The following is a 25561-nucleotide window of genomic DNA, read 5'->3' on the forward strand; positions in this document are numbered from 1 at the left end:
CTAGAGAGCCGCCGCGATCTCTTCCGCGTGCTCGCGGATCGCTCGGGCGACTCCGTCGGGTCCCGCGCTGAGGATGCTGCGTGAGGCGTTCACGAGCACCGAGGGTGCCACGGCACCGAAGATCGCGGAGAGCTCAGCGATCTTTGCCCCCTGGTGCCCGAATCCGGGAGCGAGGACGGGCGTGCCGGCCAGCTCACTCGGGTCGATGCCGTAGTCCCGAAGGGAGACGGTCGCGCCCAGCACGAGCCCGACAGAGCCCCACCCGGCATCCGGGGTCGACACAGCGTTCCAGCGAGCGACCTCGTCGGTGATCGTTGCCGCGACAGATCGGCCCTGCGCGGTCAGCGATTGCTGGATGACCCGGGACTCGGGGTTGGAGGTCGCTGCCAGCACGAAAAGTCCCTTGCCCTCCCTCGCCGCCAGGTCGAGAACGGATGCCAATGAAGCGACTCCCTGGAAGGCGCTCACGGTGAGGGCATCTGCCTCGAGAGGTGAGCCCGGTGTGAGCCAGGCCTGGCCGTAGGCCTCGACGCTCGTGCCGACGTCGCCGCGCTTGGCATCCGCGATCACGAGCAGGCCGGCCGCACGCGCTGAAGCGAGCACCTCCTCGAGCACCGCGTATCCGGCAGCCCCGTGGCGTTCGAAGAAGGCGACCTGCGGCTTGATGACCGCTGCGGCGTCGCCGATCGCGTCGATGACGCGAAGCGACAGCTCGCGTACGCCCTCGGCCGTGTCAGTGAGGCCCCAGTCCCCCAGAAGGTACGCGTGTGGGTCGATCCCCACGCACAGTCGGCCCGTCTCGTCGACGGCGGTGCGAAGGCGTTCCCCGAAGCTATTCGACAAGTGCCAGCCGTTCGCTTCGCGCCGCTGCGTAATCCTGCAGGGACGTGACGGTGAAGCCGTCACGCGTCGACTCGATCGATGCGACGGCAGCGCCGACCTGCGCGATCGTCGTGTACAGCGGCAGGTCTGCCGCCACAGCAGCCGCGCGGATCTCGTAGCCGTCAGCTCGCGCGCTCCGTCCGCTCGGCGTGTTGATCACGATGTCGACCTTGCGCTGGTCGATCAACTCCACGATCGAAGGTTCGCCCTCGACGGATGCCTCGCCCTGGTCGTACTTGCGCACGACCTCCGCGTGGATTCCATTGCGGCTGAGGATCTCTGCGGTGCCGAGGGTCGCGAGGATTGTGAACCCGAGCTGCTGGAGGCGCACGACGGGCAGCACGATGGCCCGCTTGTCGCGGTCGGCGACCGAGACGAAGACCGTGCCGCTGTGTGGAAGGCGCACGGATGCCGCCACCTGGCTCTTCGCGAAGGCCCGGGGGAAGTTGGAGTCGAAGCCCATGACCTCACCCGTCGAACGCATCTCCGGCCCGAGGATCGAGTCGACGATGCGTCCGTCCGCCGTGCGGAAGCGCTTGAACGGGAGCACCGCCTCCTTGACCGCGACCGGCGAGTCCATGGGGATGACTGAGCCGTCGAGCGCGGGGAGCATGCCCTCCTTGATCAACTCGGCGATGCTCGTGCCGACCATGATGCGGGCGGCTGCCTTGGCGATCTGAGTTCCCGTCGCCTTCGCCACGAAGGGCACCGTGCGCGAAGCGCGAGGGTTCGCCTCGAGCACGTAGAGCACGCCAGCGCCGATCGCGAACTGCACGTTGAGCAGGCCGCGCACGCCGAGTCCGGCCGCGATGGCGTGCGTCGCCTGGCGCACACGCTCGATCTGGTCGCGACCCAGGGTCACGGGAGGCAGCGTGCAGCTCGAGTCGCCCGAGTGGATGCCCGCCTCCTCGATGTGCTCCATGACGCCGCCCACGTAGAGTTGCTCGCCGTCGTAGAGCGCGTCGATATCGATCTCCACGGCGTCGTCGAGGAAGCGGTCGACGAGGAGCGGGTAACCCTCCGCGATGACGACCTGGCCCTCCATGCGGCGGAAGTAGTCCTCGAGGGACGGCGTGTCATACACAATCTCCATGCCGCGGCCACCCAGGACGAAGGACGGTCGCACCAGCACGGGGTACCCGATCGCCTCGGCGACCTTCACCGCGCCGGCCGGGTCCACCGCCGTGCCGTTGCGGGGCGCCACGAGACCAGCTTCGTCGAGGATGCCCTGGAAGAGGCCACGCTCCTCGGCGAGGTCAATCGCCTCAGGCGAGGTGCCGAGGATCGGCACGCCCGCCTCCTTGAGTCCCTTGGCGAGGCCGAGCGCGGTCTGCCCGCCGAGCTGCACGATGACACCGACGAGTTCGCCGCTCGCGCGCTCCGCGTCGATGATCTCCAGCACGTCCTCGAGCGTCAGCGGCTCGAAGTACAGGCGGTCGGACGTGTCGTAATCCGTCGAGACGGTCTCGGGGTTGCAGTTGATCATGATCGTCTCGAAACCGGCATCTGAGAGCGCGAATGACGCGTGCACGCAGGAGTAGTCGAACTCGATCCCCTGGCCGATGCGGTTGGGGCCGGAACCCAGGATGACGACCTTGCGGCGGTCGCTCGGCGTCACCTCGGTCTCCTGCTCGTAGCTCGAGTAGTGGTACGGCGTGAGCGCGGGAAACTCACCGGCACAGGTGTCAACCGTCTTGAAGACGGGGCGGACACCGGCGTCGTGGCGGGCATCCCGCACCTGCTGCTCGGTGAGGCCCCGCAGCTCGGCGATCTGCTGGTCGCTGAAACCGTGCTCCTTGGCGTGCCGGAGCACGTGGGCGTCGAGCGCAGTGGCAGCCGCGACATCCGCCGCAACCTCGTTGATGAGCACGATCTGGTCGACGAACCAGGGGTCGATCCCCGTCGCCGTGAAGACCTCGTCGACGGTCGCGCCCGCACGCAGTGCCTGCTGGACGGTCACGATGCGGCCGTCGGTGGGCACGGATGCGACCTTTAGGAGTTCCTCCTTGGAGCGGCTCTCACCGGTCCAGTGGAAGGATGAGCCCCGCTTTTCGAGCGAACGGAGCGCCTTCTGGAGGGCGGTCGAGTAGTTGCGACCGATTGCCATCGCCTCGCCGACCGACTTCATGGTCGTCGTGAGGGTCGTGTCGGCCGCGGGGAACTTCTCGAAGCCGAAGCGGGGAACCTTGACGACGATGTAGTCGAGGGTCGGCTCGAAACTCGCCGGGGTCACGCGGGTGATGTCGTTGGGGATCTCGTCGAGGCGGTACCCGATCGCGAGCTTCGCGGCGATCTTCGCGATCGGGAAGCCGGTGGCCTTCGAGGCGAGGGCACTGGAGCGGGAGACGCGCGGGTTCATCTCGATCACGATGACCCGCCCCGTCTTGGGGTCGATCGCGAACTGGATGTTGCAGCCGCCCGTGTCGACGCCCACCGCGCGGATGATATCGATGCCGATGTTGCGCAGGTTCTGGAACTCGACATCCGTCAGCGTCAGCGCGGGCGCGACCGTGATCGAGTCGCCCGTGTGCACGCCGACGGGGTCGACGTTCTCGATCGAGCAGACGACGACCGTGTTGTCGGACGTGTCGCGCATGAGCTCGAGCTCGTATTCCTTCCACCCGAGGATCGACTCCTCGAGCAGCACCTCGGTCGTCGGGCTCTGGTGGAGGCCGTCGGTCACCATGCGCACGAGGTCCTCACGCGTGTAGGCGAATCCTGAACCGAGGCCGCCCATCGTGAAGGAGGGGCGAATGACGAGCGGATAGCCAAGGTCCTCCGCGAACTCGATCGCCTCGTCGAGCGTGCGCGCGATGTGCGAGCGCGCGACATCCGCCCCGCACTCCAGTACGAGCTCCTTGAAGATCTGGCGGTCCTCACCCTTCTGGATCGCCTCGAAGTTGGCGCCGATCAGTTCGACGTCGTACTTCTCGAGGATGCCGTGCTCGTGCAGGTCGATCGCGGCGTTGAGCGCGGTCTGGCCGCCGAGCGTCGGAAGGATCGCGTCTGGTTTCTCCTTCTGGATGATCGTCTCGATAACCTCCCACGTGATCGGCTCGACGTAGGTCGCGTCGGCGAAGTCGGGGTCAGTCATGATCGTCGCCGGATTGGAGTTCACGAGGATGACGCGCACGCCCTCCTCTCGCAGCACCCGGCACGCCTGCGTGCCCGAGTAGTCGAACTCGGCCGCCTGGCCGATGACGATGGGGCCGGAGCCGATGACGAGGACGGACTTGATGTCGTCGCGCTTGGGCATTACTTGCTTTCCTTCTGCTTGTGCTCGAGCACCATGTCGCGGAACCGGTCGAAGAGGTAGTTGGCGTCGTGCGGGCCGGCCGCCGCCTCGGGGTGGTACTGCACCGAGAACGCGGGGATATCGAGCGCGCGGAGCCCCTCCACGACGTTGTCGTTGAGGTTGACGTGGCTCACCTCGACCCGCCCGAAACCGGCGGGCGAATCACTCGGGCCGTCGGTCGGTGCATCCACCGCGAAGCCATGGTTGTGCGAGGTGATCTCGACGCGCCCAGTGCCCTTGTCAACGACGGGCTGGTTGATGCCGCGGTGACCGAAGGGGAGCTTGTAGGTGCCGTAGCCGAGGGCGCGCCCCAGCAACTGGTTGCCGAAGCAGATGCCGAAGAAGGGCAGCCCCTCGCGGAGCACGTTCTGCAGGAGCTCGACGTGATTGTCGGATGCACCGGGGTCACCCGGCCCGTTGGAGTAGAAGACGGCATCCGGTTCGACAGCGAGCACCTCGCCGATCGACGTCGTCTGCGGGAGGACGTGCACGTCGAAGCCGCGAGCTGAGATGTAGTTGAGGGTGGAATCCTTGACGCCGAGGTCGAGCACCGCGACGGTGCCGAGCCGATCACCCTCGGCCGGAATGACGTATGCCTCGGCCGTCGAGACGTCGCCCGAGAGGTTCTGGCCGACCATTCCTTCGGTCGCTCGCACCGCCGCAAGCTGCTCCTCGGGTGACAGTTCCGCATCCGCTCCCGAGAACACGCCCGCCCGCATGGCGCCGGCATCGCGGATGCGACGAGTCACGGCGCGGGTGTCGATGCCGCTGATGCCCACGACGTTCTCGCGTTCGAGGCGCTCAGCGAGGTCGCCCTCAGCACGGTAGTTCGAGACGACTCGGGAGGGGTCGCGCACGACGAAGCCGTTGACCCAGATACGCTTCGATTCGTTGTCCTCGCTGTTCACCCCCGTGTTGCCGATGTGGGGCGCTGTCATGATGACGATCTGGCCCGCGTAGGAGGGATCGGTGATCGTCTCCTGGTACCCGGTCATGCCGGTCGCGAAGACCGCCTCGCCAAGGGTCGTGCCGCGGGCGCCATAGGCACGTCCCGGGTATCTGCTGCCGTCCTCGAGTACGAGCACGGCGGGTTCTTCGATGGCCACTAGGCGGTTCCTCCCTGGGCGGATGACGGTGATGACTGGTTGATGAGTTCGGTGACGGCGGCGATGAAGTCTGCCGCGAGCGTGGGTAGGTCGAATCGCAGGTAGGAATCGACGGGGGTGGACTCCCCCGAGTCGGCGACGAGTCGCCACGCGAGCAGTACGAGGCCGTCTGGCTCGACCACACGGTCGATCGTCCAGGTCGCCCGGTCGATGCCGACGATCTCTTCCGCGGGAATCCAGGCGGGCGCCTGGCCCGGGATCGTCAACGCGACACCCTCGCCGTTCGCGGCGATGGAAGCGCGGGCGCGGAAGCCGAGCCCGCCCACCGCGATGCGCTCGAGCGGCTCCCCCGCCACCGTCGTGGCCACGTAGAAGACATCAGCGGCGAAGCTCGCGTCGACGAGGGCGGCATCGAGACGGCGCGGCGCCGGAATCGACGACTGCCGGCGACGGCGGTTGTGCCATCCCAGAGCCATCAGCGCCGGCAGGATGATCATGAGGGCGACGACGATCGCCATCAGGCTGTTCTTATCCACGGGCGCCTCCAACGGAATGCAGGACGTTCGGGTCAACGAGCTCACCGTCGAGCACAGTGGCCCGGCCTGAATGAACCGTTGTCACGACGCGCCCGGGCAGTGTGAGGGAGAGATACGGCGAGTTCGTGCTCTTGCCTCGAAGGTCGCCCTGCTCGATGACCCGCGATGCCGTCGCGTCGTAGAGGGTGAAGTTCGCTTCCGCTCCCACTGCGATGCCGCGGTCGTAGCCCGAGAGTCGCCCGATCTCGGCGGGAACCCGCGAGAAGACGCGCGCGACATCCGCCCAGTCCAGGTGCCCCGAGTCGACGACGGATGCCTGCACGACCGAGAGCGCGGTCTCGAGCCCCACCATCCCGAAAGCGGCGCCCGACCACTCGCAGTCCTTGTCCTCGGCGGGGTGCGGGGCATGGTCGGTCGCGACGATGTCGATCGTGCCATCCGCGAGCCCGGCGCGGAGTGCACTGACGTCTTCGGCGCGGCGAAGCGGTGGGTTGACCTTGTACCGCGCGTCGTAGCTGCGCACGAGCTCCTCGTCGAGGAGGAGGTGGTGAGGAGTCACCTCGGCCGTCACCGCGATGCCGCGGGACTTGGCCCAGCGCACGACCTCGACGGAGCCGGCCGTGGAGAGGTGGCAGATGTGGACCCGAGAGCCGACGTGTTCGGCGAGCAGCACGTCCCGCGCGATGATCGCTTCCTCGGCCACGGCGGGCCATCCAGCGAGTCCCAGTTCGCCCGACACGGTGCCCTCGTTCATCTGGGCGCCCTCCGTGAGGCGAGGCTCCTGTGCGTGCTGCGCGATGACGCCGTCGAAGGCCTTGACGTACTCAAGGGCCCGGCGCATGAGGAGAGGGTCTGAGACGCACTTCCCGTCGTCGCTGAAGACGCGCACCGATGCGCGGCTGCGGGCCATGGCACCGATCTCTGCGAGGGCCTCGCCATTGAGGCCGACCGTGACCGCGCCGACGGGACGAACCGTGACGTAGCCAGCGGCGTCACCCAGAGAGGCGACCTGTTCGACGACTCCTGCCGTATCGGCGACGGGCGAGGTGTTCGCCATCGCGTGCACGGCCGTGAAGCCGCCCGCTGCGGCGGCGCGAGATCCCGTCAGGACGGTCTCGCTGTGCTCAAATCCAGGCTCGCGCAGGTGCGTGTGGAGGTCGACGAGGCCAGGCAACGCGATGAGACCGGACGCGTCGATGACCCGCGCACCGTGCTCGCTGAGGCCAGAGCCCATCTCCGCGATGACTCCGTCGCGCACGAGCAGGTCGCTCGCGTCGCCGCCCAGCAGCCGGGCGCCCTTCACAACAATCGACTCTCTCATGCCAGGTCCTCCCGTTCGCCAGAAAGCAAGAGGTACAGCACAGCCATCCTCACCGAAACCCCGTTCGAGACCTGCTCGAGAACCGTCGAGCGCGCTGAATCCGCTGCTCCAGAGGAGATCTCGAGCCCGCGGTTCATCGGTCCGGGGTGCATGACAATCGTACCCTCGTCGAGACGGGCCAACCGTTCGTCATCGAGGCCCCACAGCCGGGCGTACTCACGCGCCGTGGGAAAGAAGGCGGCGCTCATGCGCTCGGCCTGCACGCGGAGCATCATGACGACGTCGGCCGGCGTTGCGAGCGCGGAATCCAGCGAGTAGTCGATCGTCACGGGCCAGGCTTCCACCCCGACGGGCAGGAGCGTGGGCGGGGCCACCAGGCGCACCTCTGCACCGAGCGTCGTGAGGAGCCAGGCATTCGATCGAGCAACTCGGGAGTGCAAGACGTCGCCCACGATCACGACCGACAGGCCGGTGAGGTCGCGGCCCCGAGCATCCGCACCGAAGAACCGGCGCCGGATCGTGAATGCGTCGAGCAGGGCCTGCGTCGGGTGTTCGTGCGTGCCGTCGCCCGCATTGACGACGCCAGCGTCGATCCAGCCGCTCGTGGCTAGGACCTGTGGGGCGCCGGATGCCCCATGCCGCACGACGACTGCGTCGGCGCCGATTGCGGCGAGCGTCTGTGCCGTGTCCTTCAGGCTCTCGCCCTTCGAGACGCTCGAACCTTTCGCGGCGAAGTTGATGACATCCGCGCTCAGGCGCTTGGCCGCAGCCTCGAAAGAGATCCGCGTGCGGGTGGAGTCCTCGAAGAAGAGGTTGACGACCGTCTTGCCGCGGAGCGCGGGAAGTTTCTTGATCTCGCGGGTCGAGACATCCGACATGTCCTCCGCGACGTCGAGGATCGCGACCGCATCGTCTCGACTCAGGTGCCGGGTGCTCAGGAGGTGCCTCACGCGGAGTCTCCTTCCGGAGAGACGATGCTCACGTACTCATCGCCGTCGACCTCCGTGAGCCTCACGTTGATGCGCTCGTGCTGCGAGGAGGGAAGGTTCTTGCCGACGAAGTCCGGCCGGATAGGAAGCTCACGGTGCCCGCGGTCGACGAGTGCGGCGAGTCGCACCGCGCGGGGACGTCCGAGGTCACCGAGGGCGTCGAGGGCTGCCCTGATCGTGCGACCTGAGTACAGGACGTCGTCGACGAGCACGACGACGGCGCCATCGATACCGCCGGGCGGGATCTCGGTCGGCGAGGGCGTGCGGATGCGGCCCCGCGAGAGGTCGTCTCGGTACATCGTGACGTCGAGGGAGCCGTGCGGCACGGGCACAGAGGCAATCTGGGACATCGTCTCGGCGATCCTTCGGCCGAGAAGTACTCCACGCGTTGGGATTCCGAGGAGGACGATGCCGTCCGCTCCGCGATTGGATTCGAGGATCTCGTGCGAGATGCGCGTGAGTGCGCGCGCAATATCAGCCTGCTGGAGAACGACTCGCTCCGGCATTCTGACCTCCTTTCCCGCCTCACAGGACGGTGGTTAAAGGATGTCGTGGTGTTTCGACCAGCATACAGTCCGGTCGAGGCTCCCCAGGGTCAGGACCAGCGCTTGAGCAGGTACTTCTCGAGAAGACCGATCAACGCATCCGTCGTCTTACCAAGGATGCCGAGGAGGATGATCGTGAGGAACATGCGATCGACCCGGCCGTTGTTCTGAGAGTCGACGAGCAGGAAGCCAAGGCCCATGGACGAGGCGATGAGTTCTGCCGCCACGAGGAAGAGCCACGCCTGCGCGAGCGCCAGCCGCAGCCCCGAGACGATGCTCGGGACGACGGCCGGCAGCTGCACCTGCGTGAGGAGCTCCCAACGACTGAGCCCGTAGGCGCGCCCGAGCTCGACGAGGTGGGCGTCGACGTGGCGGAGCGCGCCCGCCACCGTCGTGTAGACGGGGAAGAGCGCACCGATCGCGATGAGCGCGACCTTGGAGTCCTCATTGATGCCGACGTAGAGCACGAGGAGGGGAACCCAGGCGAGTGAAGGGACAGCCCTGAAGGCGCCGACCGTCGGGGACAGGAAGGCCCTCCCCCACTTCGAGAGTCCGACGAGGGCTCCGAGTGCCAGCCCGATGAGCGATCCTGCCGCGAAGCCGATGAGCACCCGCTGTGTCGAGATCGCGATATGCGTGAGCAGCGTGCCGTTCGAGCCGAGCTCGACAGCGGCCTCGAGCACGGATGCCGGGGACGGCAGGCGGTGCTCGGGCACGAGTGCCAGGGCCGAGATGGTCCACCAAGCGGCGAAGAGCAGGACGGGCAGGACCACGCCCGCAGCGATCAACCAGCCGCGAGCGCTCCGCCGGCCGGCGGCGGGCGCCTCCGCGGGAGGATTCGCTTCGGACCCGGCGGCGGAGTAGCCGTAGGTCGATGAATATTGGTGAAGGCTCGCGGGAGCCCCCGCGCCAGTCTCTGGCGCAGGGGCTTCGGCGATTGAGCGGTTCGGCATCAGTCTCCGATCGCGGCCGGGTCGGCCTTGGCGAAGAAGCTGTCGTTGAAGAGTGAGTCGAGCGCCTCGTCAATCTGTTCCTGCGTCTTGACGTCCTGCGACTCGACGAAGATCGGCCCGACGATCTCGAGTACATCCCGCTGCTTCTTGCCGGGTTCACCAACCCCCTCAAGGATGGTGCGCTCGTTGAGCACCTTGTCGGCGACCGCGATGTCAATGCCCGCGACATCCGCGAGGATCTGTGCCGCCTCGTCGGGGTTCTCCTGTGTCCACGAGCGGGCCTTCTCATAGGCGTTCACGACAACCTGGGCAACATCCGCGTGGTTCTTGACGAAGTCCTCGGTGGCGTTGAGGAAGCCGTAGGTGTTGAAGTCCACGTTGCGGTAGATCAGCTTCGTGCCCGACTGGATCTCGGTCGTCGCCATGATCGGGTCGAGGCCGGACCACGCGTCGACCGCGCCCGAGGTGAGGGCAGCGCCGCCGTCGGCGTGCTGCAGGTTCTCGATGGTGACCTCGTCGAGACCGATGCCCGCCTCCTCGAGGGTCTGGAGCAGGAAGAAGTACGGGTCGGTGCCCTTGGTCGCGGCGATGCGCTTGCCGCGGAGGTCCTCGGCGCTCTCGATGTCGGAGTCAGCCGCCACGACGATCGCCGCCCACTCAGGCTGCGAGTAGATGTCGATGACCTGGATGGGCGAGCCGTTGGAGCGGGCGAGCAGTGCGGCGGAGCCGGCGGTCGAGCCGACGTCGACGGCCCCCGCTCGGAGTGCCTCGTTGGCCTTGTTGGAGCCGGCGGACTGCAGCCAGTTCACCGTGACACCCTCGAGTTCGTCTTCGAGCCAACCCTGCTCCTTGATGACGAGGCTCAGTGGGTTGTAGGTCGCGAAGTCGATGTTGAGCGTGTCGGTGCTCCACTCCCCCGTGCTCGCGGCGTCGTCTTGGAGTGCACTGCCCTCGCCGGCGGCGCAGCCGGTCATGAGCAGGGCGCCCGCGGCAACGAGGGCAAGGGTGGAGGCGAGGGATCTGCGTCGCATGTGGTGGTCGTCCTAGCTCGAGAAGAGGTGATGTGGCGGGAAGGGGGTCAGTGCTTGCTGTGGTGCGTGTGCACGCCGAGGCCCTCAAGGAGCTCGGCGCGCAGGTGGGCGAGGGTCGCGTCGCCGCGGTCGCGGGGGCGCGAACCAGGCACGGCCGTGATGCTTCGGATGCTCGCGCCGCTGCCCGGCGCTGCGGGATCGGTGCCGAGCAGCACGACGCGGTCCGCGAGATAGAGCGCCTCGTCGACATCGTGCGTCACGAGGATGATCGTGGTCGGCTCGGCGGCGTGCACATCGAGGAGCAGATCCTGCATCTGCAGGCGGGTCAGCGCGTCGAGGGCGCCGAACGGCTCATCGAGCACGAGCACGCCGGGCCGGCGGGCGAGGGCGCGAGCCAGGGACGCACGCTGGGCCATGCCGCCGGAGACCTGTCGCGGGCGGAGGCTGCTGGCATCCGCGAGCCCGACCAGGCGGAGGAGCTCACGGACGCGCTCCTGGCCCTCGGACTTGGCTGTGCCTCGGGACAGCCCGAGCAGGGCGTTCTGTTCGAGCGTGCGCCACGGCAGCAGCCTCGGCTCCTGGAAGCCGACAGAGCAGCGGAGATCGATGCCCGTGACACGCTCGCCGTTGATCGCTATCGCGCCGGAGGACGGCAGGTCGAGCCCTGAGATCTGGCGCAGCAGCGTCGACTTGCCACAGCCCGACGCCCCGATGAGGGCGATGATCTCGCCGGGCGCGACCGTGAGGTCAACGTCCCGCAGTACGACCTTGGAGTCGAAGACACGCGAGACGCCTGACAGGCTCACGCCGAGTGCGGCTGCCGTGCTGAGGGCGGGGGATGCTATGGACACCCGTTGAGGCTACGGCCGCCGTCACACTCGCCAAAGTCGGCGCGTAACGAAACGAAACGCAAGCCCCGAGATGCCGCCACGTATCCCCCGCGGGCGGTGCTTCAGGCCCCGTGCACGCTCGCGATGCGCCCCAGGAGGCCGTTCACGAAGCCGGCCGAGTCGTCGGTGCTGAGCTCGCCTGCCAGCTTGACTGCCTCGGAGATCGCGACAGCATCCGGAACCTCGTCGTTGAACATGATCTCCCAGATGCCGATGCGCACCAGTGCGCGGTCGAGCACGGGCATCCGGTCGATCGTCCACCCCTGCGCGTAAGTCTCGATCAGTTCGTCGATCTCGTCGCCGTGCTCCGCGATGCCCGTCACGATCTGGAGGGCGTAGCGCCACGACTCCTGCCGAGCGGGTTCGGCCGCGGCACGTTCCGATTCGACGGCGATCGCGTTGTTGAGGGAAATCTCGCGCAGGTCAGCGCCGTACAGCAGGTCGAGGGCACGCTTGCGTGCCTTGGTGCGGGCGCTCACTAGTCGTTGACGCGGCCCAGGTAGTCACCCGTGCGAGTGTCGACCTTGACCTTCGTGCCCGCCTCGAGGAACAGGGGAACCTGGATCTCGTAGCCGGTCTCGACCGTCGCGGGCTTCGTGCCGCCGGTCGAGCGGTCACCCTGGAGGCCGGGCTCGGTGTAGGTGACCTCGAGCACGACGGATGCCGGCAGGTCGATGTAGAGCGGGTTGCCGTTGTTGAGGGCGATCGTGACCGGCTGGTTCTCCAGCATGAAGTTCTTCGCGTCACCGACGATCGCGTCGGAGATCGTGATCTGGTCGTAGTCCGTCGAGTCCATGAAGACGAAGGAGTCGCCATCCGCGTAGAGGTAGGTGAAGTCGCGGCGGTCGACGTTCTCGACCTCGATCTTCGTGCCCGCGTTGTAGGTCTTGTCGACGGTCTTGCCGGTCACGACGTTCTTCATCTTCGTGCGGACGAAGGCGCCACCCTTGCCGGGCTTGACGTGCTGGAAGTCGATGACCGTCCAGAGCTGGCCGTCAATCTTGATGACGACGCCGTTCTTGATGTCAGCGGTTGTGGCCATGAGGAGAGAATCCGTTCGATCGGGACATGGACCGGCGCGCAGGGCCGGAAGAGACGTGGCAGTTGTGCCGGAGGGAGAGTTTAGCGGTTCCAGCTGGCCGACAACGAATGACGGGGCTAGACCCCGATCTCCTGGTACGCGGCGAAGAGCAGGCTCTGGTCGGGACCCGCGAGCACCGTTGGGCGCCCGACGTCGTCGAGGATGATGAACCGCAAGAGGTCGCCGCGGGCCTTCTTGTCGCGCTTCATGACCGCGAAGAGGCTGTTCCAGCGACCCGCCGGGTAGGTGGTCGGCAGCTGGAGGGATTCGAGGATGCGACGGTGCCGGTCGACGACCTCGTCCGAGAGCCTGCCGCTCAGGCGAGCGAGCTCAGCAGCGAACATCATGCCGACGGCGACGGCGGCCCCGTGGCGCCACTGGAAGCGCTCGGCATACTCGACGGCGTGGCCGAGCGTGTGGCCGTAGTTGAGGATCTCGCGCTGGCCCTGTTCCGTGAAGTCGTCGCTCACGACCCGCGCCTTGATGCCGATCGACAACTCCACGAGGCGACGGAACTCCTCCGTCGTCGGGTCAGTCGCGACATCCACGTCCCGCTCGATGATGTCGAGGATCTCGGGCTCGGCGATAAAGCCGTACTTCACGACCTCGCCGAAGCCCGCGAGGATCTCCATTCTGCTCAGCTTGTCGAGTACCTCGAGGTCGACGAGCACGCCAGCGGGCGCGTAGAAGGAGCCGACGAGGTTCTTGCCCTCGTTCGTGTTGATGCCGGTCTTTCCGCCGATCGCGGCGTCGACCATGCCGAGTAGCGTCGTCGGGACCTGCACGAGCCGCACACCGCGAAGCCAGGTTGCCGCGACGAAACCGGCGAGGTCTGTCACAGCACCGCCGCCGAAGCCGACGACCACGTCGGAGCGAGTGAAGTCGGACTGCCCCAAGACCTGCCAGCAGAATGCCGCGACCTCGATGCGCTTGCCCGCCTCAGCATCCGGAATCTCGGCAAGGAGCACCTCATAGCGGTCGAGGAGCGACTCCCGGAGCGCGGCGGCGCGCGCGCCCAGCGTCGGCGGATGGACGATCAGCACCTTGCGGGCGTCAGCACCGATGAGCTCCGGCAGGGAGCCGAGGATGTCCCGGCCGACGAGCACGTCGTAGGGCGAGGTTCCCGTGACCGGGATCGTGGTGATGCTCACAGGGAGCCTTTCTGCTCGGATGCGCGTGCGAGGGGAATACCGGACTCGTGCGAGACCCACGAGGCGATCTCCTCGGCGATGAGGTCGATGGGACGCGCGGAGGTATCCCATGATCGGGTCGTGACGGCTTCGTAGAAGGGCTGGCGTGACTCCACGAGAGACTTCCACGCTTCGACGCCTGCGCCGAGGAGCGGACGTTTGCCGCCCGTGATCCGAGTTGCGACGGCCTCCGCGCTCACGGTGAGCCTGACAACTCGGCGCTGCGCGAGGTCAGCCCTTGTGTCGGGGTCGATGACTGCGCCCCCGCCCAAGGAGAGCACGGCATGCTCCCCCAGCGCTGCCGCCACGGCAGCGCGCTCGAGCCGACGGAAGTACGGCTCGCCGTGCTGTTCGAAGATGTCGGCGATGGGGCCGTGCTCCGCGACGATCCTCTTGTCGGTATCGATGAAGGGGACGCCGAGTAAGCGGGCCACGCGTTTGCCCACCTTCGTCTTGCCCGAGCCGGGGGCGCCGACGAAGGTGACGATCGGTTCTGGCAGGAGTGCCTCGGTCACGACAGGGTCGGGTCCGATTCGTGTGCGGTGAGCAGGCTCTGCGGGATTGCGGCGAGGTACGCGTCGCGATTGCGTCGCGTCTCGGCGACCGAATCCCCACCGAACTTCTCGAGCATGGCATTGGCCAGCACGAGGGCGACCATGGCCTCCGCAACGACACCGGATGCGGGAACAGCGCACACGTCGGAACGCTGGTGGTGAGCCCCGGCGGCATCCCCCGTCTCGACGTCCACCGTGCGCAGGGCGTGCGGCACGGTTGCGATCGGCTTCATTCCCGCGCGCACGCGCAGGACAGTGCCGGTCGACATGCCGCCCTCCGTGCCGCCCGCGCGGTCGCTTGCCCGCGTGATGCCGGCGGCTGCCTGGAAGAGCTCGTCGTGGGCCTCGGAGCCGCGCCGTGTGCTCGTGGTGAAGCCGTCGCCGATCTCAACACCCTTGATGGCCTGGATGCCCATGATGGCGCCGGCGAGCTGGGCGTCGAGGCGACGGTCCCAGTGCACATACGATCCGAGTCCCGGGGGCAGGCCGTAGGCGAGCACCTCGACGACGCCGCCAAGCGTGTCGCCATCGTCATGCGCCCTGTCAACCTCCTCGACCATGCGAGCCGAGGTCGCCGGGTCGAAACAGCGCAGGGGGTCTGCATCGAGAACGTTGACGTCCGCCGCCGCGGGAAGTGGCGATCCCTCGGGAACGCGCACCGTACCGATCGCGAGCGTGTGGGCGACGAGCTCGACGCCAAGCTCGGCAAGGAACTTGCGAGCGACCGCTCCGAGCGCGACACGCGCGGCGGTCTCCCGCGCGCTCGCGCGCTCGAGCACGTTGCGAGCCTCGGGAAAGTGGTACTTCTGCATGCCGACGAGGTCGGCGTGTCCGGGGCGGGGCCGTGTGAGGGGTGCGCCGCGTCCCTTCGGCAGGGTTGCCGGGTCCACGGGCGAAGCGCTCATCACGTCGACCCAGCGCGGCCACTCCGTATTGCCGATCCGGAGCGCGACAGGGCTCCCCATGGTGGCGCCGAAGCGAACGCCGCCGGAGATCGTCAACTCGTCTTCCTCGAACTTCATGCGCGCGCCGCGGCCGTAGCCCAGCTTGCGACGGGCGAGATCGGCCCGGATGTCATCGAGCGAGACGGGCACCCCCGCCGGCATCCCTTCAAGGATTGCGAGCAGTTCGGGCCCATGGGATTCCCCAGCGGTCAACCAACGAAGCATGTACACGATCTTCCCACAGTGGCGGGGCCCCCCTCGCCGTTCGGCTGGGCTCAGACGGCGCGCGCGACAGAAGCGCGCATGATCTCGACGATCGTGTCCTCATCGGGGAGCGGCACCTCAGCGCCCGTGCCGGCGAAGATGCGCACCTGCATCACGGCCTGGTGGAGCAACATCTCGAAACCGGAGATCACACGGCCGCCAGCGGCACTCCATGACGCCGCAAGCGCGCTCGGCCAAGGGTCGTAGGCGACGTCGAACAAGACGGCAGAGCGCCTGAGCTGTTCACTGAAGCCGTTGCTGTCGTTGTCGAAGACCGTGCCATTCGGGAGCGTGCTGATGACGGCATCCGGGGAGCCGGGCGCTCCATCCGCCAGCGCATGGACATCGAGTTGCAGGTGGAGCGAAGCAGCGAGCTCGGCGAGGTGCAGCGCCCGACTCGGCGTGCGCACCGCGACAGTGACGCGCGTGGCGCCGAGCATTGACGCTGCCGCGATCGCGGAGGCGGCCGTGGCGCCACCACCGAGCACGTGCACGTGCTCAAGGCCCTGCACGCCGGCTTCGCGAAACGCCATCACGACGCCGTGGACATCCGTATTGAACCCCGTCAGCCTTCCCTCCTCGAGCAGCGCTGTGTTGCAGGCGCCCGTGAGTTCGACGAGCGGATGCCGCTCATCCAGGAGAGGGATCACGTCGTGCTTGACCGGCATCGTCAACGACAGGCCACGCCATTCGGGGCCGAGCCCCGAGAGGAAGTCCTGCAGTCCCGCACCGGTCATCTCAATGCGGTCGTAGCGCCAACTCAGCCCGAGGTGCTCGTAGGCGGCCGTGTGGAGCAGGGGCGACAGGGAGTGAGCGATGGGACTCCCGAGTACCGCCAGTCGGCGGTCATCAGTCACAGTTCGGGCTTCCCGTCGACCTGCACCAATCCTGCATCTTCTTCACGGAGGCCGAGTGCCCAGCGGATGTCTCGTTGAACTCGGTCTCGCCCGTGTCGAGGTTCACCGCCACGAAGTAGAGCCACGGCCCATCGACGGGGTGCATCGCCGCATCGATCGCGAGGTCTCCCGCTGCCGAGATCGGACCGGGCGGCAGACCCGTGTGGTAGTAGGTGTTGTAGGGGTTGTCGTCGTCGAGCTCTTCGCGGGTGCTGAACACACCGCCCTCCTGCCGCTCGCCGTGCGCCCAGGCGTAGCCGTAGTGCGAGGTCGAATCGAACTGGAGCTTCATCCCCTGCTCGATGCGGTTCTGGATGACGCGAGAGACCTTGTAGAAGTCATCCTGGTTACTCCCTGCCTCACGCTGGATGAGCGAGGCGATCGTGAGCACCCTGTGCCTGTCTTCGGCTGGCACTCCAGCCTGATCGAGCGACTGGAAGGTGCGGTTCACAAGGGTCGAGATGACGGTCGTGGCGTCCACCCCTGGGTCGAACGTGTAGCGAGCCGGGAAGAGATATCCCTCGATGTTGATTGCCTCGGCCGGGACCCCGAACGCCGTCGGATCAGCAGTCACTGCCTCGAACTCTTCGACCGGGATGCCCGTCGCGGCCGCCAAGAGGTCGAAGGCCTGATCGGCGCTGAGGCCCTCCCGGATGAGGGCGGTGTTCTCGACACGGTTCGCGGGATCGAGCAGGGCGTCGAGCGCCGCGCGGGAGCTCATCTTCTCCGCGAGCATGTAGTTGCCTGGGTGGAACTGGGGTTCCTCCTTGAGGAGAAGCGCCCAGAAGGCCTCATAGCTCGCGATCACGTCGGCCTCGAGCAGGGCGTTGGCGACATCGCCCCCGGTGTCGCCGGGCTTGATCACGATTGTTGTCTCGCCCGTGCCTGCACCCTCGTAGTCCGCCGGAGGGATCTCCCATCCCATGACCTTGCGAACCTGGTCCTCGAAGTTGAGCCACACGAATGCGACGGCGCCGCCGCCGATGCCCAGGACAACAAGAAGTGCAACCAGCCAGGCGATCCAGCGCTTGCCGCCACCGGATGATGAACCGCCCGATGCGCGGCGTGCCCTGCGACGCGGCGGAGGCGTGTCGCGAGCCGGACTCATCCGATGCTCGGTCGCTGCGCCAGGCGATGGCTCGGGCTGCGAAGCGAAGATCGAATCCCAATCCGGCTCGTCGGTGCGGGTACGACCGGATTCGCGGGCGTCATCGTCCAATGGCATCGTCGGGTCCTTCGTGGGGGTCGACCGCGGTTCCCGGGGCGTCTCCCCTGGATCGTTCGGCGTCGAGGGCATGCTGCAGGATTATAACGGCCGCTACCTGATCCACGACCTTGCGCGAGTTCTTCGTCGTGCGACCATTCGCGCGTAGCGCGTGCTGCGCAGACACAGTGGACAGGCGCTCGTCGACGAGTCGTACGCTGAGGCCCGCAGTAGCGAGTTGTCCCGCGAACGCGCGCGCGTCATCGGTGGATGCCGTGCTCGCTCCCGAAAGCGACAGGGGCAGTCCGACGACCACCTCGACTGCCTCGAGTTCCTTCGCCAGCGCGACGATCGCGGCGACGTCACCGGCACCGCGAGGGAGGGTCTCGACGGGGGTTGCCAGCACGCCGTGGAGGTCACTCCGGGCGACGCCGATGCGCACCCGACCCACGTCGACCCCGATGCGAACGCCCGAACGCATGCTCAGTGGGGCAGGCCCTGGACGACGGCCTCGAGGGCAGCACCGATCGCCGCGACATCCGTGCCGCCGCCCTGCGCCAGGTCGTCCTTGCCGCCACCACCACCGCCGAGCACCGTGGCTGCGGACTTGGCCAGCGCGCCTGCCCTGACGCCCTGCTGCCTCGCAGCCTCGTTCGCAGCGACGATGACGGCTGGCTTGCCGTTCACACGAGCTGCCAGGGCGATGACCGCGGCGTCGTTTCCGAGACGTCCGCGGACGGAACCGACGAGGCTGCGCAGGTCGTCAGCGGAGCCCAGCGTGCCGATGTCCTCCGTGACGACCAGGAGGGCCCCGTGCCGATACGCGGTCTCCGCCAGCGCGGGAACTCGCTGCGCGAGGGCGGCTGACTCGAACTCCGCTATTCGCTTCTCAGCTGCCTTGAGCGACGCGATGAGGTCGGCAACCTTCTCGGGAAGCTGCTCCCGCGGTGTCTTGAGGTTCGAAGTCAGCTGGGAGACGATTGCCCGCTCGGTCGCGAGCTCACGGAAGGCATCGATGCCCACGAGGGCCTCCACCCGACGATTCGTCGAACCGACCGACGACTCGCTCACCAGGTTGATGAGACCGATCTGCGCCGAGCTCGAGACGTGGGTGCCGGCGCAGAGCTCGCGCGACCACGGTCCGCCGATGTCGACCACGCGGACCGTCTCGCCATACTTCTCGCCGAAGAGGGCCATCGCGCCGAGCGCCTTCGCCTCGTCGAGGGGCATGAGCCGAGTCTCGACTTCGAGGTCCTTACGGATCGCGATGTTCGTGATCTCCTCGATCTCGCTCCGAGTCTCGGGCGAGAGGGCCTTGTTCCAGCCGAAGTCGAGTCGCATGTAGCCGGCCTTGTTGTAGGAGCCGGACTGGTGCGCATCCGGGCCCAGCACGTCACGGAGCGCGGCGTGCACGAGGTGGGTCGCCGAGTGGGCCTGGGTCGCGCCGCGACGCCACTCGGCATCGACGAGCGTCGTGGCGGCATCGTCGACAGCGACCTCGCCAGAGCGCACGACGACGCGGTGGCTCACGAGCCCCTTGACGGGCTTCTGCACGTCGGCGACGTCGAGCTCGAAGCCCGCGCCAACGATCGTGCCCGCATCCGCCTCCTGACCGCCGGACTCCGCGTAGAGGGAGGTCTCAGCCAGGATGACCTCGGCCGTCTGGCCTGACACTGCCTTGGTGACGGACTGTCCATCGACGATGATGCCGAGCACGCGCGTCTCGGTCTCGAGATAGTCATACCCCGTGAAGATCGTCTCGCCCATTGCACGGAAATCGCTGTAGACCGACAGGTCGGCGAGAGCGGTCTTCTTCGCCTTCGCGTCGGCCTTCGCCTTCGTGCGCTGCTCCGTCATGAGGGCATCGAATGCGGCGCGGTCCACGCTCAGGCCGGCTTCCTCCGCCATTTCGAGCGTGAGATCGATCGGGAAGCCGAAGGTGTCGTGGAGGAGGAACGCCGTGTCACCGGGAAGCTGCGCTGCGCCCTGCTCGCGTGTCTTGGTGACCGCGAGGTCGAGGATGCTCGTGCCGCTCGCGAGCGTGCCGAGGAAGTTCTCCTCCTCGGCGTATGCGAGGCGCGAGATCCGGTCGTAGTTCGTCTCCACCTCGGGGTAGGCCGTGCGCATCGCGTCGCGCGAACTCGTGAAGAGTTCGGGGAACGTCGCCGTGTCGACTCCAAGGAGTCGCATGGCCCGAACCGAGCGACGAAGCAGCCGGCGCAGGATGTAACCGCGACCCTCGTTCGACGGTGTCACGCCATCGGCCATCAGCATGAGCGCAGAGCGCACGTGATCGGCCACCACGCGCATCCGCACGTCGTCGTCGTGTGAGGCGCCGTAGCGGCGCCCGGAGAGTTCGGCGGCGCGATCGAGCACAGGACGAACCTGGTCGATCTCGTACATGTTCTCGACGCCCTGCTTCAGGAACGCGACGCGCTCGATGCCGAGGCCCGTGTCGATGTTCTTCTTGGGAAGTTCACGCACCACGCGGAAGTCGGTCTTCGACCTGACATCGTCGAGCAGGTACTGCATGAACACGAGGTTCCAGATCTCGAGATACCGGGAATCGTCGACGGCGGGACCACCCTCGGCGCCGTACTTCGGACCGCGGTCAAAGTAGATCTCAGAGCATGGTCCACCGGGGCCGGGCTGCCCGGTGTGCCAGTAATTGTCGGCCTTGCCGAGGCGCTGGATGCGCGACTCGGGAAGTCCGGCGATGCGCTTCCAGAGCTCAATGGCCTCGTCGTCGTCCTCGTACACCGTGACCCAGAGGTCGCGCTCCTCGAAGCCGTAACCGCCGTCGGACTCGCTCGTCGTCAGCAGGTCCCACGCGTAGGTGATGGCCTGTTCCTTGAAGTAGTCGCCGAAGGAGAAGTTGCCCGCCATCTGGAAGAAGGTGCCGTGTCGCGTCGTCTTTCCGACCTCCTCGATGTCGAGGGTACGGATGCACTTCTGCACACTCGTCGCGCGAGGATAGGGCGCCGGGATGAGTCCTGAGAGGTACGGGATGAACGGAACCATGCCCGCGACCGTGAACATGAGCGTTGGATCATCGCTGACAAGCGATGCCGAGGGCACGACCGTGTGGCCTCGTGTGCCGAAGTAGTCGAGCCAGCGTTGACGGAGTTCAGCGGTCTGCATTGGGTCCTGTTGCTTGAGAGTGGGTCAGATGGATGGCGTCAGGCCTGAGCGCGCTTCAGGTCGGCGATGGTTTCTTCCGCCTCAGCGACGGCAGCCCGAAGCTCGGCCTCGCGGGAACGGTAGCCGTCGACGACAGCGCCGGTGAACTCCCCCACCCTGCTGTCGACCTCTTCGAAGAAGCGACGGCCCTCAGGCGTCTTGTTGATCTGGTGGGCGGCGACAAAACCAATGCCGACGCCGATGATGAGCATCGCGAGATTCTTCATGCCTGTCTCCTGGCTACGTTTCGTGGAGGATGGCGCCGAACGGGTGTACGCGCCGGTCACATCCCCGCAAGCTTACCGGGACGACGAAAGCGGGCCGCCACAGGCGACCCGCTTCCGACAGATTCGAGGACTAGCGCGCTGCGTAGTACTCGACGACGAGCTGGACCTCACAGGTCACGGGAACCTCGGCCCGCTTGGGGCGACGCACGAGACGAACCTGGAGCTTGTCGAGCTCGACCTCGAGGTACGGCGGGGTCTTCGGCAGGAGGTCGACGTGACCGCCGGCGGCTGCGACCTGGAAGGGCTCCATGCCCTCGCTGCGCTGGTGAACGCCGACGAGCTGGCCGGGCTTCACGCGGAAGGAGGGACGGTCGACGCGCTGGCCGTCAACAATGATGTGGCGGTGCACGATCATCTGACGGGCCTGCGCGGTCGTACGCGCGATCGCCGCACGAACGAGAATCGCGTCGAGGCGCATCTCGAGCAGCTCGACGAGGTTCTCACCCGTCAGGCCCTCCGTGCGGCGTGCCTCGTTGAAGGCGATGCGAAGCTGGGCCTCACGGATGCCGTACTGCGCGCGCAGGCGCTGCTTCTCGCGAAGGCGAACGGCGTAGTCGCTGTCGGTCTTGCGCTTGGTGCGGCCGTGCTCCCCGGGCGGGTACGGGCGCTTCTCGAAACCCTTGGCGGCCTTCGGGGTCAGCGGGATGCCGAGCGCACGAGACAGCTTGGTCTTGCTACGAGTACGTGACTTGGTAGACACGATTTCCTTTCGATACAGAAGTCATCAGTCTTCAACAGTGGATCCGCAGGCATGCGCCTGCGAACGGTTCAGAAGAGGGATGTGTGCCGCGGGGCGTCCGGCTAAAGGACCAGCCCCTTCAGCGTTGGTATCGAGGCAGCCGTGCACGAATACCCACTGTAGGCACCAGACATCGTATCACCCGCCGCGGATGATACGCAGCAGCCTCTGCAGCCGTGCACCCACGTCACGCTCGTTGCCGTGCTCCGTGGGTTCGTAGTAGCGCCGCTTGCGGAGGGTCGTGGGAAGGTACTGCTGTTCGACGACTCCCAAGGAGGAGTCGTGGGGGTAGACGTAGCCCTTACCGTGGCCCAGCTTCTTCGCTCCCGCATAGTGGGCATCGCGCAGGTGCTTCGGCACCGGACCCATCTTGCCGGCGCGCACATCCGAGATGGCCGCGTCGATGCCGCGAATAACACTGGGAGACTTCGGTGCCGTGGCCAGGTAGATGACGGCCTCGGCGAGAGGGATGCGACCCTCCGGCATGCCGATCAACTGGACGGCTGTCGCGGCCGAGGTGGCGACGACGAGGGCCTGCGGGTCCGCCATCCCGATGTCCTCCGCCGCGTGCACGATGATGCGGCGCGCGATGAAGCGCGGGTCCTCCCCCGCCTCGATCATGCGCGCGAGGTAATGCAACGCGGCATCCGGATCGGAACCCCGGATGGATTTGATGAATGCGCTGATGACGTCGTAATGCTCGTCGCCCTTGCGGTCATAACGGAGCAGCGCACGGTCCACCGCGAGTGACACAGCCTCCGCCGTGATGATCGGGGGCTCATCGTTCTCCTCCCCTGGGGCCAACGACGCCGCCACGGACATGGCCGCCGCTTCGAGGGCAGTCAGTGCGCGGCGGGCATCGCCCGAGGCGAGCCGCACGATGTCGTCACGAGCGTCATCCGCGAGGGCGAAGCGGCCCCCGAGACCGCGTTCGTCGGAGATGGCGCGGTCTATCAGCAGGCGCAGGTCGTCATCGCCGAGCGGTTGAAGCGTGAGGAGGAGCGAACGTGAGAGCAGCGGTGCGACGACGGAGAAGGAGGGGTTCTCGGTCGTCGCTGCGATCAGGATGACCCAACCATTCTCGACTCCGGGAAGAAGAGCGTCCTGTTGGGACTTGGTGAAACGGTGGATCTCGTCGAGGAAGAGGACCGTCGACTGTCCGTAGAGATCGCGCTGGGTGAGCGAGGACTCCATGACCTCCCGAACGTCTTTGACGCCGGCTGTGACCGCTGAGAGCTCGACGAAGCGGCGCCCGGAGCTGTGCGCAATCGCCTGCGCCAGCGTTGTTTTGCCTGTACCGGGCGGCCCCCAGAGGATGAGGGACACGGCGCCCTGTTCGGCCGACGACGAAGCGAGCGAGACCAAGGGTGAGCCAGGCGTCAGGAGGTGGGACTGGCCAGCGACCTCATCGAGGCTTCGAGGGCGCATCCGCACAGCCAGGGGGGTCGACCCCGAGAACAGGCCCTGCGCGCCACTCATGCCTGCAATGCTATGCGGCGCGGCCGACACGAGATCCCAGGGCTGACGTCGTCGGCTAGTGTTCTCGTGGCAATCTCGGCGAGTCGGAGGACCATTGGCAGGCAATAGGAGCAACCCGAAGCAGGACCGCGTCGAGCGTGAGCGCCTGCGCTTGTATCGGGCTCGGCAGGGCGTACACGAACACCGCGTCGCACGGCGACGCCGCGACAACATCATCGCGATGAGTGTCGCGTTCGCGGTCGTGATCGTCGCTGTCGCGGCCCAGGTCGCGTTCTTCACTGCGGGTCCCGGTGCTTCCGAAGCAGAGCCGCCCGCCTCGCCCTCCGCAAGCCCCGATTCCGCTGTGCCCTCTCCCGATCTGGCGGAGGATCGACTGTGGACGGGCACGCTCACGCTCAACGACGTCGAACTCGGTATCGAACTCGACGGCCGTGCAGCACCGCAGGCGGTGGCCGCAGTCATACAGGGCGCGCGCGACGGCTATTACGAGGGCAAGTCCTGCCACCGGCTCACGAACGACGGCTTCTTCGTGCTCCAGTGTGGCTCGGTCGACGGCACGGGCGCCGGCGACCCGAGCTTCCGCTTCGGACCGATCGAGAATGCTCCCTCCGATGATTCCTATCCCGAGGGAACGATTGCGATGGCGCGTGCCTCCGGCGACGCCGAGAGCAACGGTCGCCAGTTCTTCATCGTCTATGAGGACACGACGATCCCGTCGGATGCTGCGGGCGGCTACACAGTGCTCGGTCGGGTCACCGGCGGCCTCGAGGCGCTTGCCTCCGAGATCACGGATGCGGGTGTCGTCCCCGGGAGCGCCGAGAACGACGGCACGCCGGTCGTTCCCACGACGATTACCTCCCTCGACATCAACTGATCCCCCGGGGGCAGTCGTGCAATAGGCTTGTTGCCGGTTGGCCACAGGTGGCCGACCCCGGCGACAAGGTGAGGCTTTGACGAACAACAACGAGACACCCTGGGGTCGCGTCGACGAGACGGGCACCGTCTTCGTCCGTGAGGGTGACGGCGAGCGAGCCGTCGGCCAGTACCCGGATGGAACGCCCGAAGAGGCGCTCGCATACTTCGAACGCAAGTTCAGTGACCTCGCGGGCCAAGTGACGTTGCTCGAGCAGCGCATCAAGCGTGGTGCGCCGGGCGCCGACGTCGCGAAGACGGTCGACGCGCTGATGCAGACCGTCGTGACTGCGAACGCCGTGGGTGACCTCGCGTCCCTGCGGAGCAGGCTCGAGGCTCTCGGTGGCGCGGTCGGTGAACTCGCCGAGAAGCAGGAGGCCGAGGAGAAGGCTGCCCTGCAGGACGCCATCGCCTACCGCGCGGGCCTCGTCGACGAGGCTGAGCGGCTTGCCTCCCAGGATCCCGCCAAGATCCAGTGGAAGCACACAAGCGCCGCAATCGATGACGTCTTCGCGCGGTGGAAGGCCCACCAGCAGACCGGCCCCCGGCTGCCCAAGAACGAGGCCAACGAGCTTTGGAAGCGGTTCAGGACTGCCCGCTCGACCCTTGAGACCGAGCGCAAGGCATTCTTCGCTGAGTTGGATGCCACCCACAAGCAGGCCAAGGCGCGCAAGCAGGAACTCGTCGCTGCCGCGGAAAGTCTTGTGGCTCAGGGCGCAGACGGCATTTCCCAGTACCGCCGACTCCTTGACGATTGGAAGGCCGCAGGTCGTGCCGGCAAGAAGCACGATGACGCGCTGTGGGCCAAGTTCAAGGCTGCGGGCGACGCCCTCTATGCCGCGAAGTCCGAGATTGACGCGCGAGACAACGAGGAGTTCGAGGAGAACCTGGTGCGCAAGGAGGCGCTCCTCGCGGAAGCGGAACCCCTGCTGAAGGCCACCGACCGCGATGCGGCACGCCAAGCCCTCATCTCGATCCAGCGCCGCTGGGACGAGATCGGTAAGGTGCCACGCGCCAAGGTCAAGGTCATCGAGGACAGGCTTCGCAAGGTCGAAGCAGCCGTGCGCAAGCTCGATGAGGAGCACTGGCAGCGCAACAACCCGGAGCGCAAGGCTCGCGCGGAGGGACTCGCTGCCCAGCTCGAATCGGCCATCGCCGCCCTTGAAGCTGATCTCGACGATGCGAAGCGCAGCGGTGATGCCACACGCATCACGAAGGCTCAGGAGGCACTGGACGCCCGGCGAGCGTGGCTAGGCGTCGTCTCCGGCTGACGCAGTCCCCAA

Annotated in this window: 24 protein-coding genes; 2 read left to right on the forward strand and 22 right to left on the reverse strand. The window is 67.0% G+C overall.

Features of this window, described 5'->3' with window-relative positions; translation table 11 throughout:
• The 22 genes from pyrF to FVA74_RS06615 all read right to left on the reverse strand — a co-directional run bounded on the left by pyrF (nt 1) and on the right by FVA74_RS06615 (nt 23366).
• Entirely contained in the window at nt 1-843 is an 843-nt protein-coding gene (gene pyrF, locus FVA74_RS06510) for an orotidine-5'-phosphate decarboxylase (RefSeq protein ID WP_147721267.1), read from the reverse strand.
• Nucleotides 833-4138 (reverse strand): carbamoyl-phosphate synthase large subunit, encoded by a 3306-nt coding sequence (gene carB, locus FVA74_RS06515; protein ID WP_147721268.1) that lies wholly within the window; start codon nt 4136-4138, stop codon nt 833-835. The genes pyrF and carB overlap by 11 nt, the downstream gene beginning before the upstream one ends.
• The gene (carA, locus tag FVA74_RS06520; RefSeq protein ID WP_147721269.1) at nt 4138-5283 is read right to left on the reverse strand and encodes a glutamine-hydrolyzing carbamoyl-phosphate synthase small subunit; all 1146 of its coding nucleotides are present in this window, start codon (nt 5281-5283) and stop codon (nt 4138-4140) included. Before carA ends, carB begins: the two co-directional genes overlap by 1 nt.
• Nucleotides 5283-5819, reverse strand: a complete 537-nt coding sequence (locus FVA74_RS06525; RefSeq protein WP_147721270.1) for a hypothetical protein — start codon at nt 5817-5819, stop codon at nt 5283-5285. Before FVA74_RS06525 ends, carA begins: the two co-directional genes overlap by 1 nt.
• Nucleotides 5812-7140, reverse strand: coding sequence for a dihydroorotase (locus tag FVA74_RS06530; protein ID WP_147721271.1), 1329 nt, complete (start codon nt 7138-7140; stop codon nt 5812-5814). The genes FVA74_RS06525 and FVA74_RS06530 overlap by 8 nt, the downstream gene beginning before the upstream one ends.
• Entirely contained in the window at nt 7137-8090 is a 954-nt protein-coding gene (locus FVA74_RS06535; protein WP_147721272.1) for an aspartate carbamoyltransferase catalytic subunit, read from the reverse strand. The genes FVA74_RS06530 and FVA74_RS06535 overlap by 4 nt, the downstream gene beginning before the upstream one ends.
• A complete protein-coding gene (pyrR, locus tag FVA74_RS06540; protein WP_147721273.1) occupies nt 8087-8635 on the reverse strand; it encodes a bifunctional pyr operon transcriptional regulator/uracil phosphoribosyltransferase PyrR in 549 nt (182 codons plus the stop codon). Before pyrR ends, FVA74_RS06535 begins: the two co-directional genes overlap by 4 nt.
• An 89-nt stretch (nt 8636-8724) precedes the next feature.
• Nucleotides 8725-9627 carry an ABC transporter permease gene (locus tag FVA74_RS06545; RefSeq protein ID WP_147721274.1) on the reverse strand — a complete coding sequence of 301 codons (903 nt, stop codon included), beginning with the start codon at nt 9625-9627 and terminating at the stop codon, nt 8725-8727.
• Complete coding sequence (locus FVA74_RS06550) at nt 9627-10658, reverse strand: aliphatic sulfonate ABC transporter substrate-binding protein (RefSeq protein ID WP_147721275.1); 1032 nt, start codon at nt 10656-10658, stop codon at nt 9627-9629. The genes FVA74_RS06545 and FVA74_RS06550 overlap by 1 nt, the downstream gene beginning before the upstream one ends.
• 47 nt (nt 10659-10705) lie before the next feature.
• On the reverse strand, nt 10706-11509 hold the full coding sequence (locus FVA74_RS06555) for an ABC transporter ATP-binding protein (protein ID WP_147721276.1): 804 nt from the start codon (nt 11507-11509) through the stop codon (nt 10706-10708).
• Between the two features lie 101 nt (nt 11510-11610).
• Entirely contained in the window at nt 11611-12027 is a 417-nt protein-coding gene (nusB, locus tag FVA74_RS06560) for a transcription antitermination factor NusB (protein ID WP_147721277.1), read from the reverse strand.
• Nucleotides 12027-12590 carry an elongation factor P gene (gene efp, locus FVA74_RS06565; protein WP_147721278.1) on the reverse strand — a complete coding sequence of 188 codons (564 nt, stop codon included), beginning with the start codon at nt 12588-12590 and terminating at the stop codon, nt 12027-12029. Before efp ends, nusB begins: the two co-directional genes overlap by 1 nt.
• A 116-nt stretch (nt 12591-12706) precedes the next feature.
• The gene (gene aroB, locus FVA74_RS06570) at nt 12707-13780 is read right to left on the reverse strand and encodes a 3-dehydroquinate synthase (RefSeq protein ID WP_240792334.1); all 1074 of its coding nucleotides are present in this window, start codon (nt 13778-13780) and stop codon (nt 12707-12709) included.
• Nucleotides 13777-14334 carry a shikimate kinase gene (locus tag FVA74_RS06575; protein WP_240792335.1) on the reverse strand — a complete coding sequence of 186 codons (558 nt, stop codon included), beginning with the start codon at nt 14332-14334 and terminating at the stop codon, nt 13777-13779. Before FVA74_RS06575 ends, aroB begins: the two co-directional genes overlap by 4 nt.
• Complete coding sequence (gene aroC / locus FVA74_RS06580) at nt 14331-15542, reverse strand: chorismate synthase (protein WP_147723101.1); 1212 nt, start codon at nt 15540-15542, stop codon at nt 14331-14333. The genes FVA74_RS06575 and aroC overlap by 4 nt, the downstream gene beginning before the upstream one ends.
• Before the next feature lie 50 nt (nt 15543-15592).
• Entirely contained in the window at nt 15593-16438 is an 846-nt protein-coding gene (locus FVA74_RS06585; protein ID WP_147721280.1) for a shikimate dehydrogenase, read from the reverse strand.
• Entirely contained in the window at nt 16431-17702 is a 1272-nt protein-coding gene (gene mltG, locus FVA74_RS06590) for an endolytic transglycosylase MltG (protein WP_168220078.1), read from the reverse strand. The genes FVA74_RS06585 and mltG overlap by 8 nt, the downstream gene beginning before the upstream one ends.
• On the reverse strand, nt 17686-18162 hold the full coding sequence (gene ruvX / locus FVA74_RS06595; RefSeq protein WP_147721282.1) for a Holliday junction resolvase RuvX: 477 nt from the start codon (nt 18160-18162) through the stop codon (nt 17686-17688). The genes mltG and ruvX overlap by 17 nt, the downstream gene beginning before the upstream one ends.
• 2 nt (nt 18163-18164) lie before the next feature.
• Complete coding sequence (gene alaS / locus FVA74_RS06600) at nt 18165-20822, reverse strand: alanine--tRNA ligase (RefSeq protein WP_147721283.1); 2658 nt, start codon at nt 20820-20822, stop codon at nt 18165-18167.
• Between the two features lie 38 nt (nt 20823-20860).
• Nucleotides 20861-21088 carry a M15 family metallopeptidase gene (locus tag FVA74_RS06605; RefSeq protein ID WP_147721284.1) on the reverse strand — a complete coding sequence of 76 codons (228 nt, stop codon included), beginning with the start codon at nt 21086-21088 and terminating at the stop codon, nt 20861-20863.
• Nucleotides 21089-21218: 130 nt separating this feature from the next.
• Nucleotides 21219-21848, reverse strand: a complete 630-nt coding sequence (gene rpsD / locus FVA74_RS06610) for a 30S ribosomal protein S4 (RefSeq protein WP_147721285.1) — start codon at nt 21846-21848, stop codon at nt 21219-21221.
• A gap of 177 nt (nt 21849-22025) precedes the next feature.
• On the reverse strand, nt 22026-23366 hold the full coding sequence (locus tag FVA74_RS06615) for a replication-associated recombination protein A (protein ID WP_147721286.1): 1341 nt from the start codon (nt 23364-23366) through the stop codon (nt 22026-22028).
• Nucleotides 23367-23460: 94 nt separating this feature from the next.
• Between FVA74_RS06615 and FVA74_RS06620 the strand changes: the two genes are divergently transcribed.
• Nucleotides 23461-24240: a peptidylprolyl isomerase gene (locus FVA74_RS06620; protein WP_240792336.1), complete on the forward strand. Its 780-nt coding sequence runs from the start codon at nt 23461-23463 to the stop codon at nt 24238-24240.
• A 76-nt stretch (nt 24241-24316) separates the two neighbouring features.
• A complete protein-coding gene (locus FVA74_RS06625) occupies nt 24317-25549 on the forward strand; it encodes a DUF349 domain-containing protein (protein ID WP_147721287.1) in 1233 nt (410 codons plus the stop codon).
• The last annotated feature ends 12 nt before the right edge of the window (nt 25550-25561 follow it).

The organism is Salinibacterium sp. dk2585 (assembly GCF_008001035.1).
Lineage (GTDB): Bacteria > Actinomycetota > Actinomycetes > Actinomycetales > Microbacteriaceae > Homoserinimonas.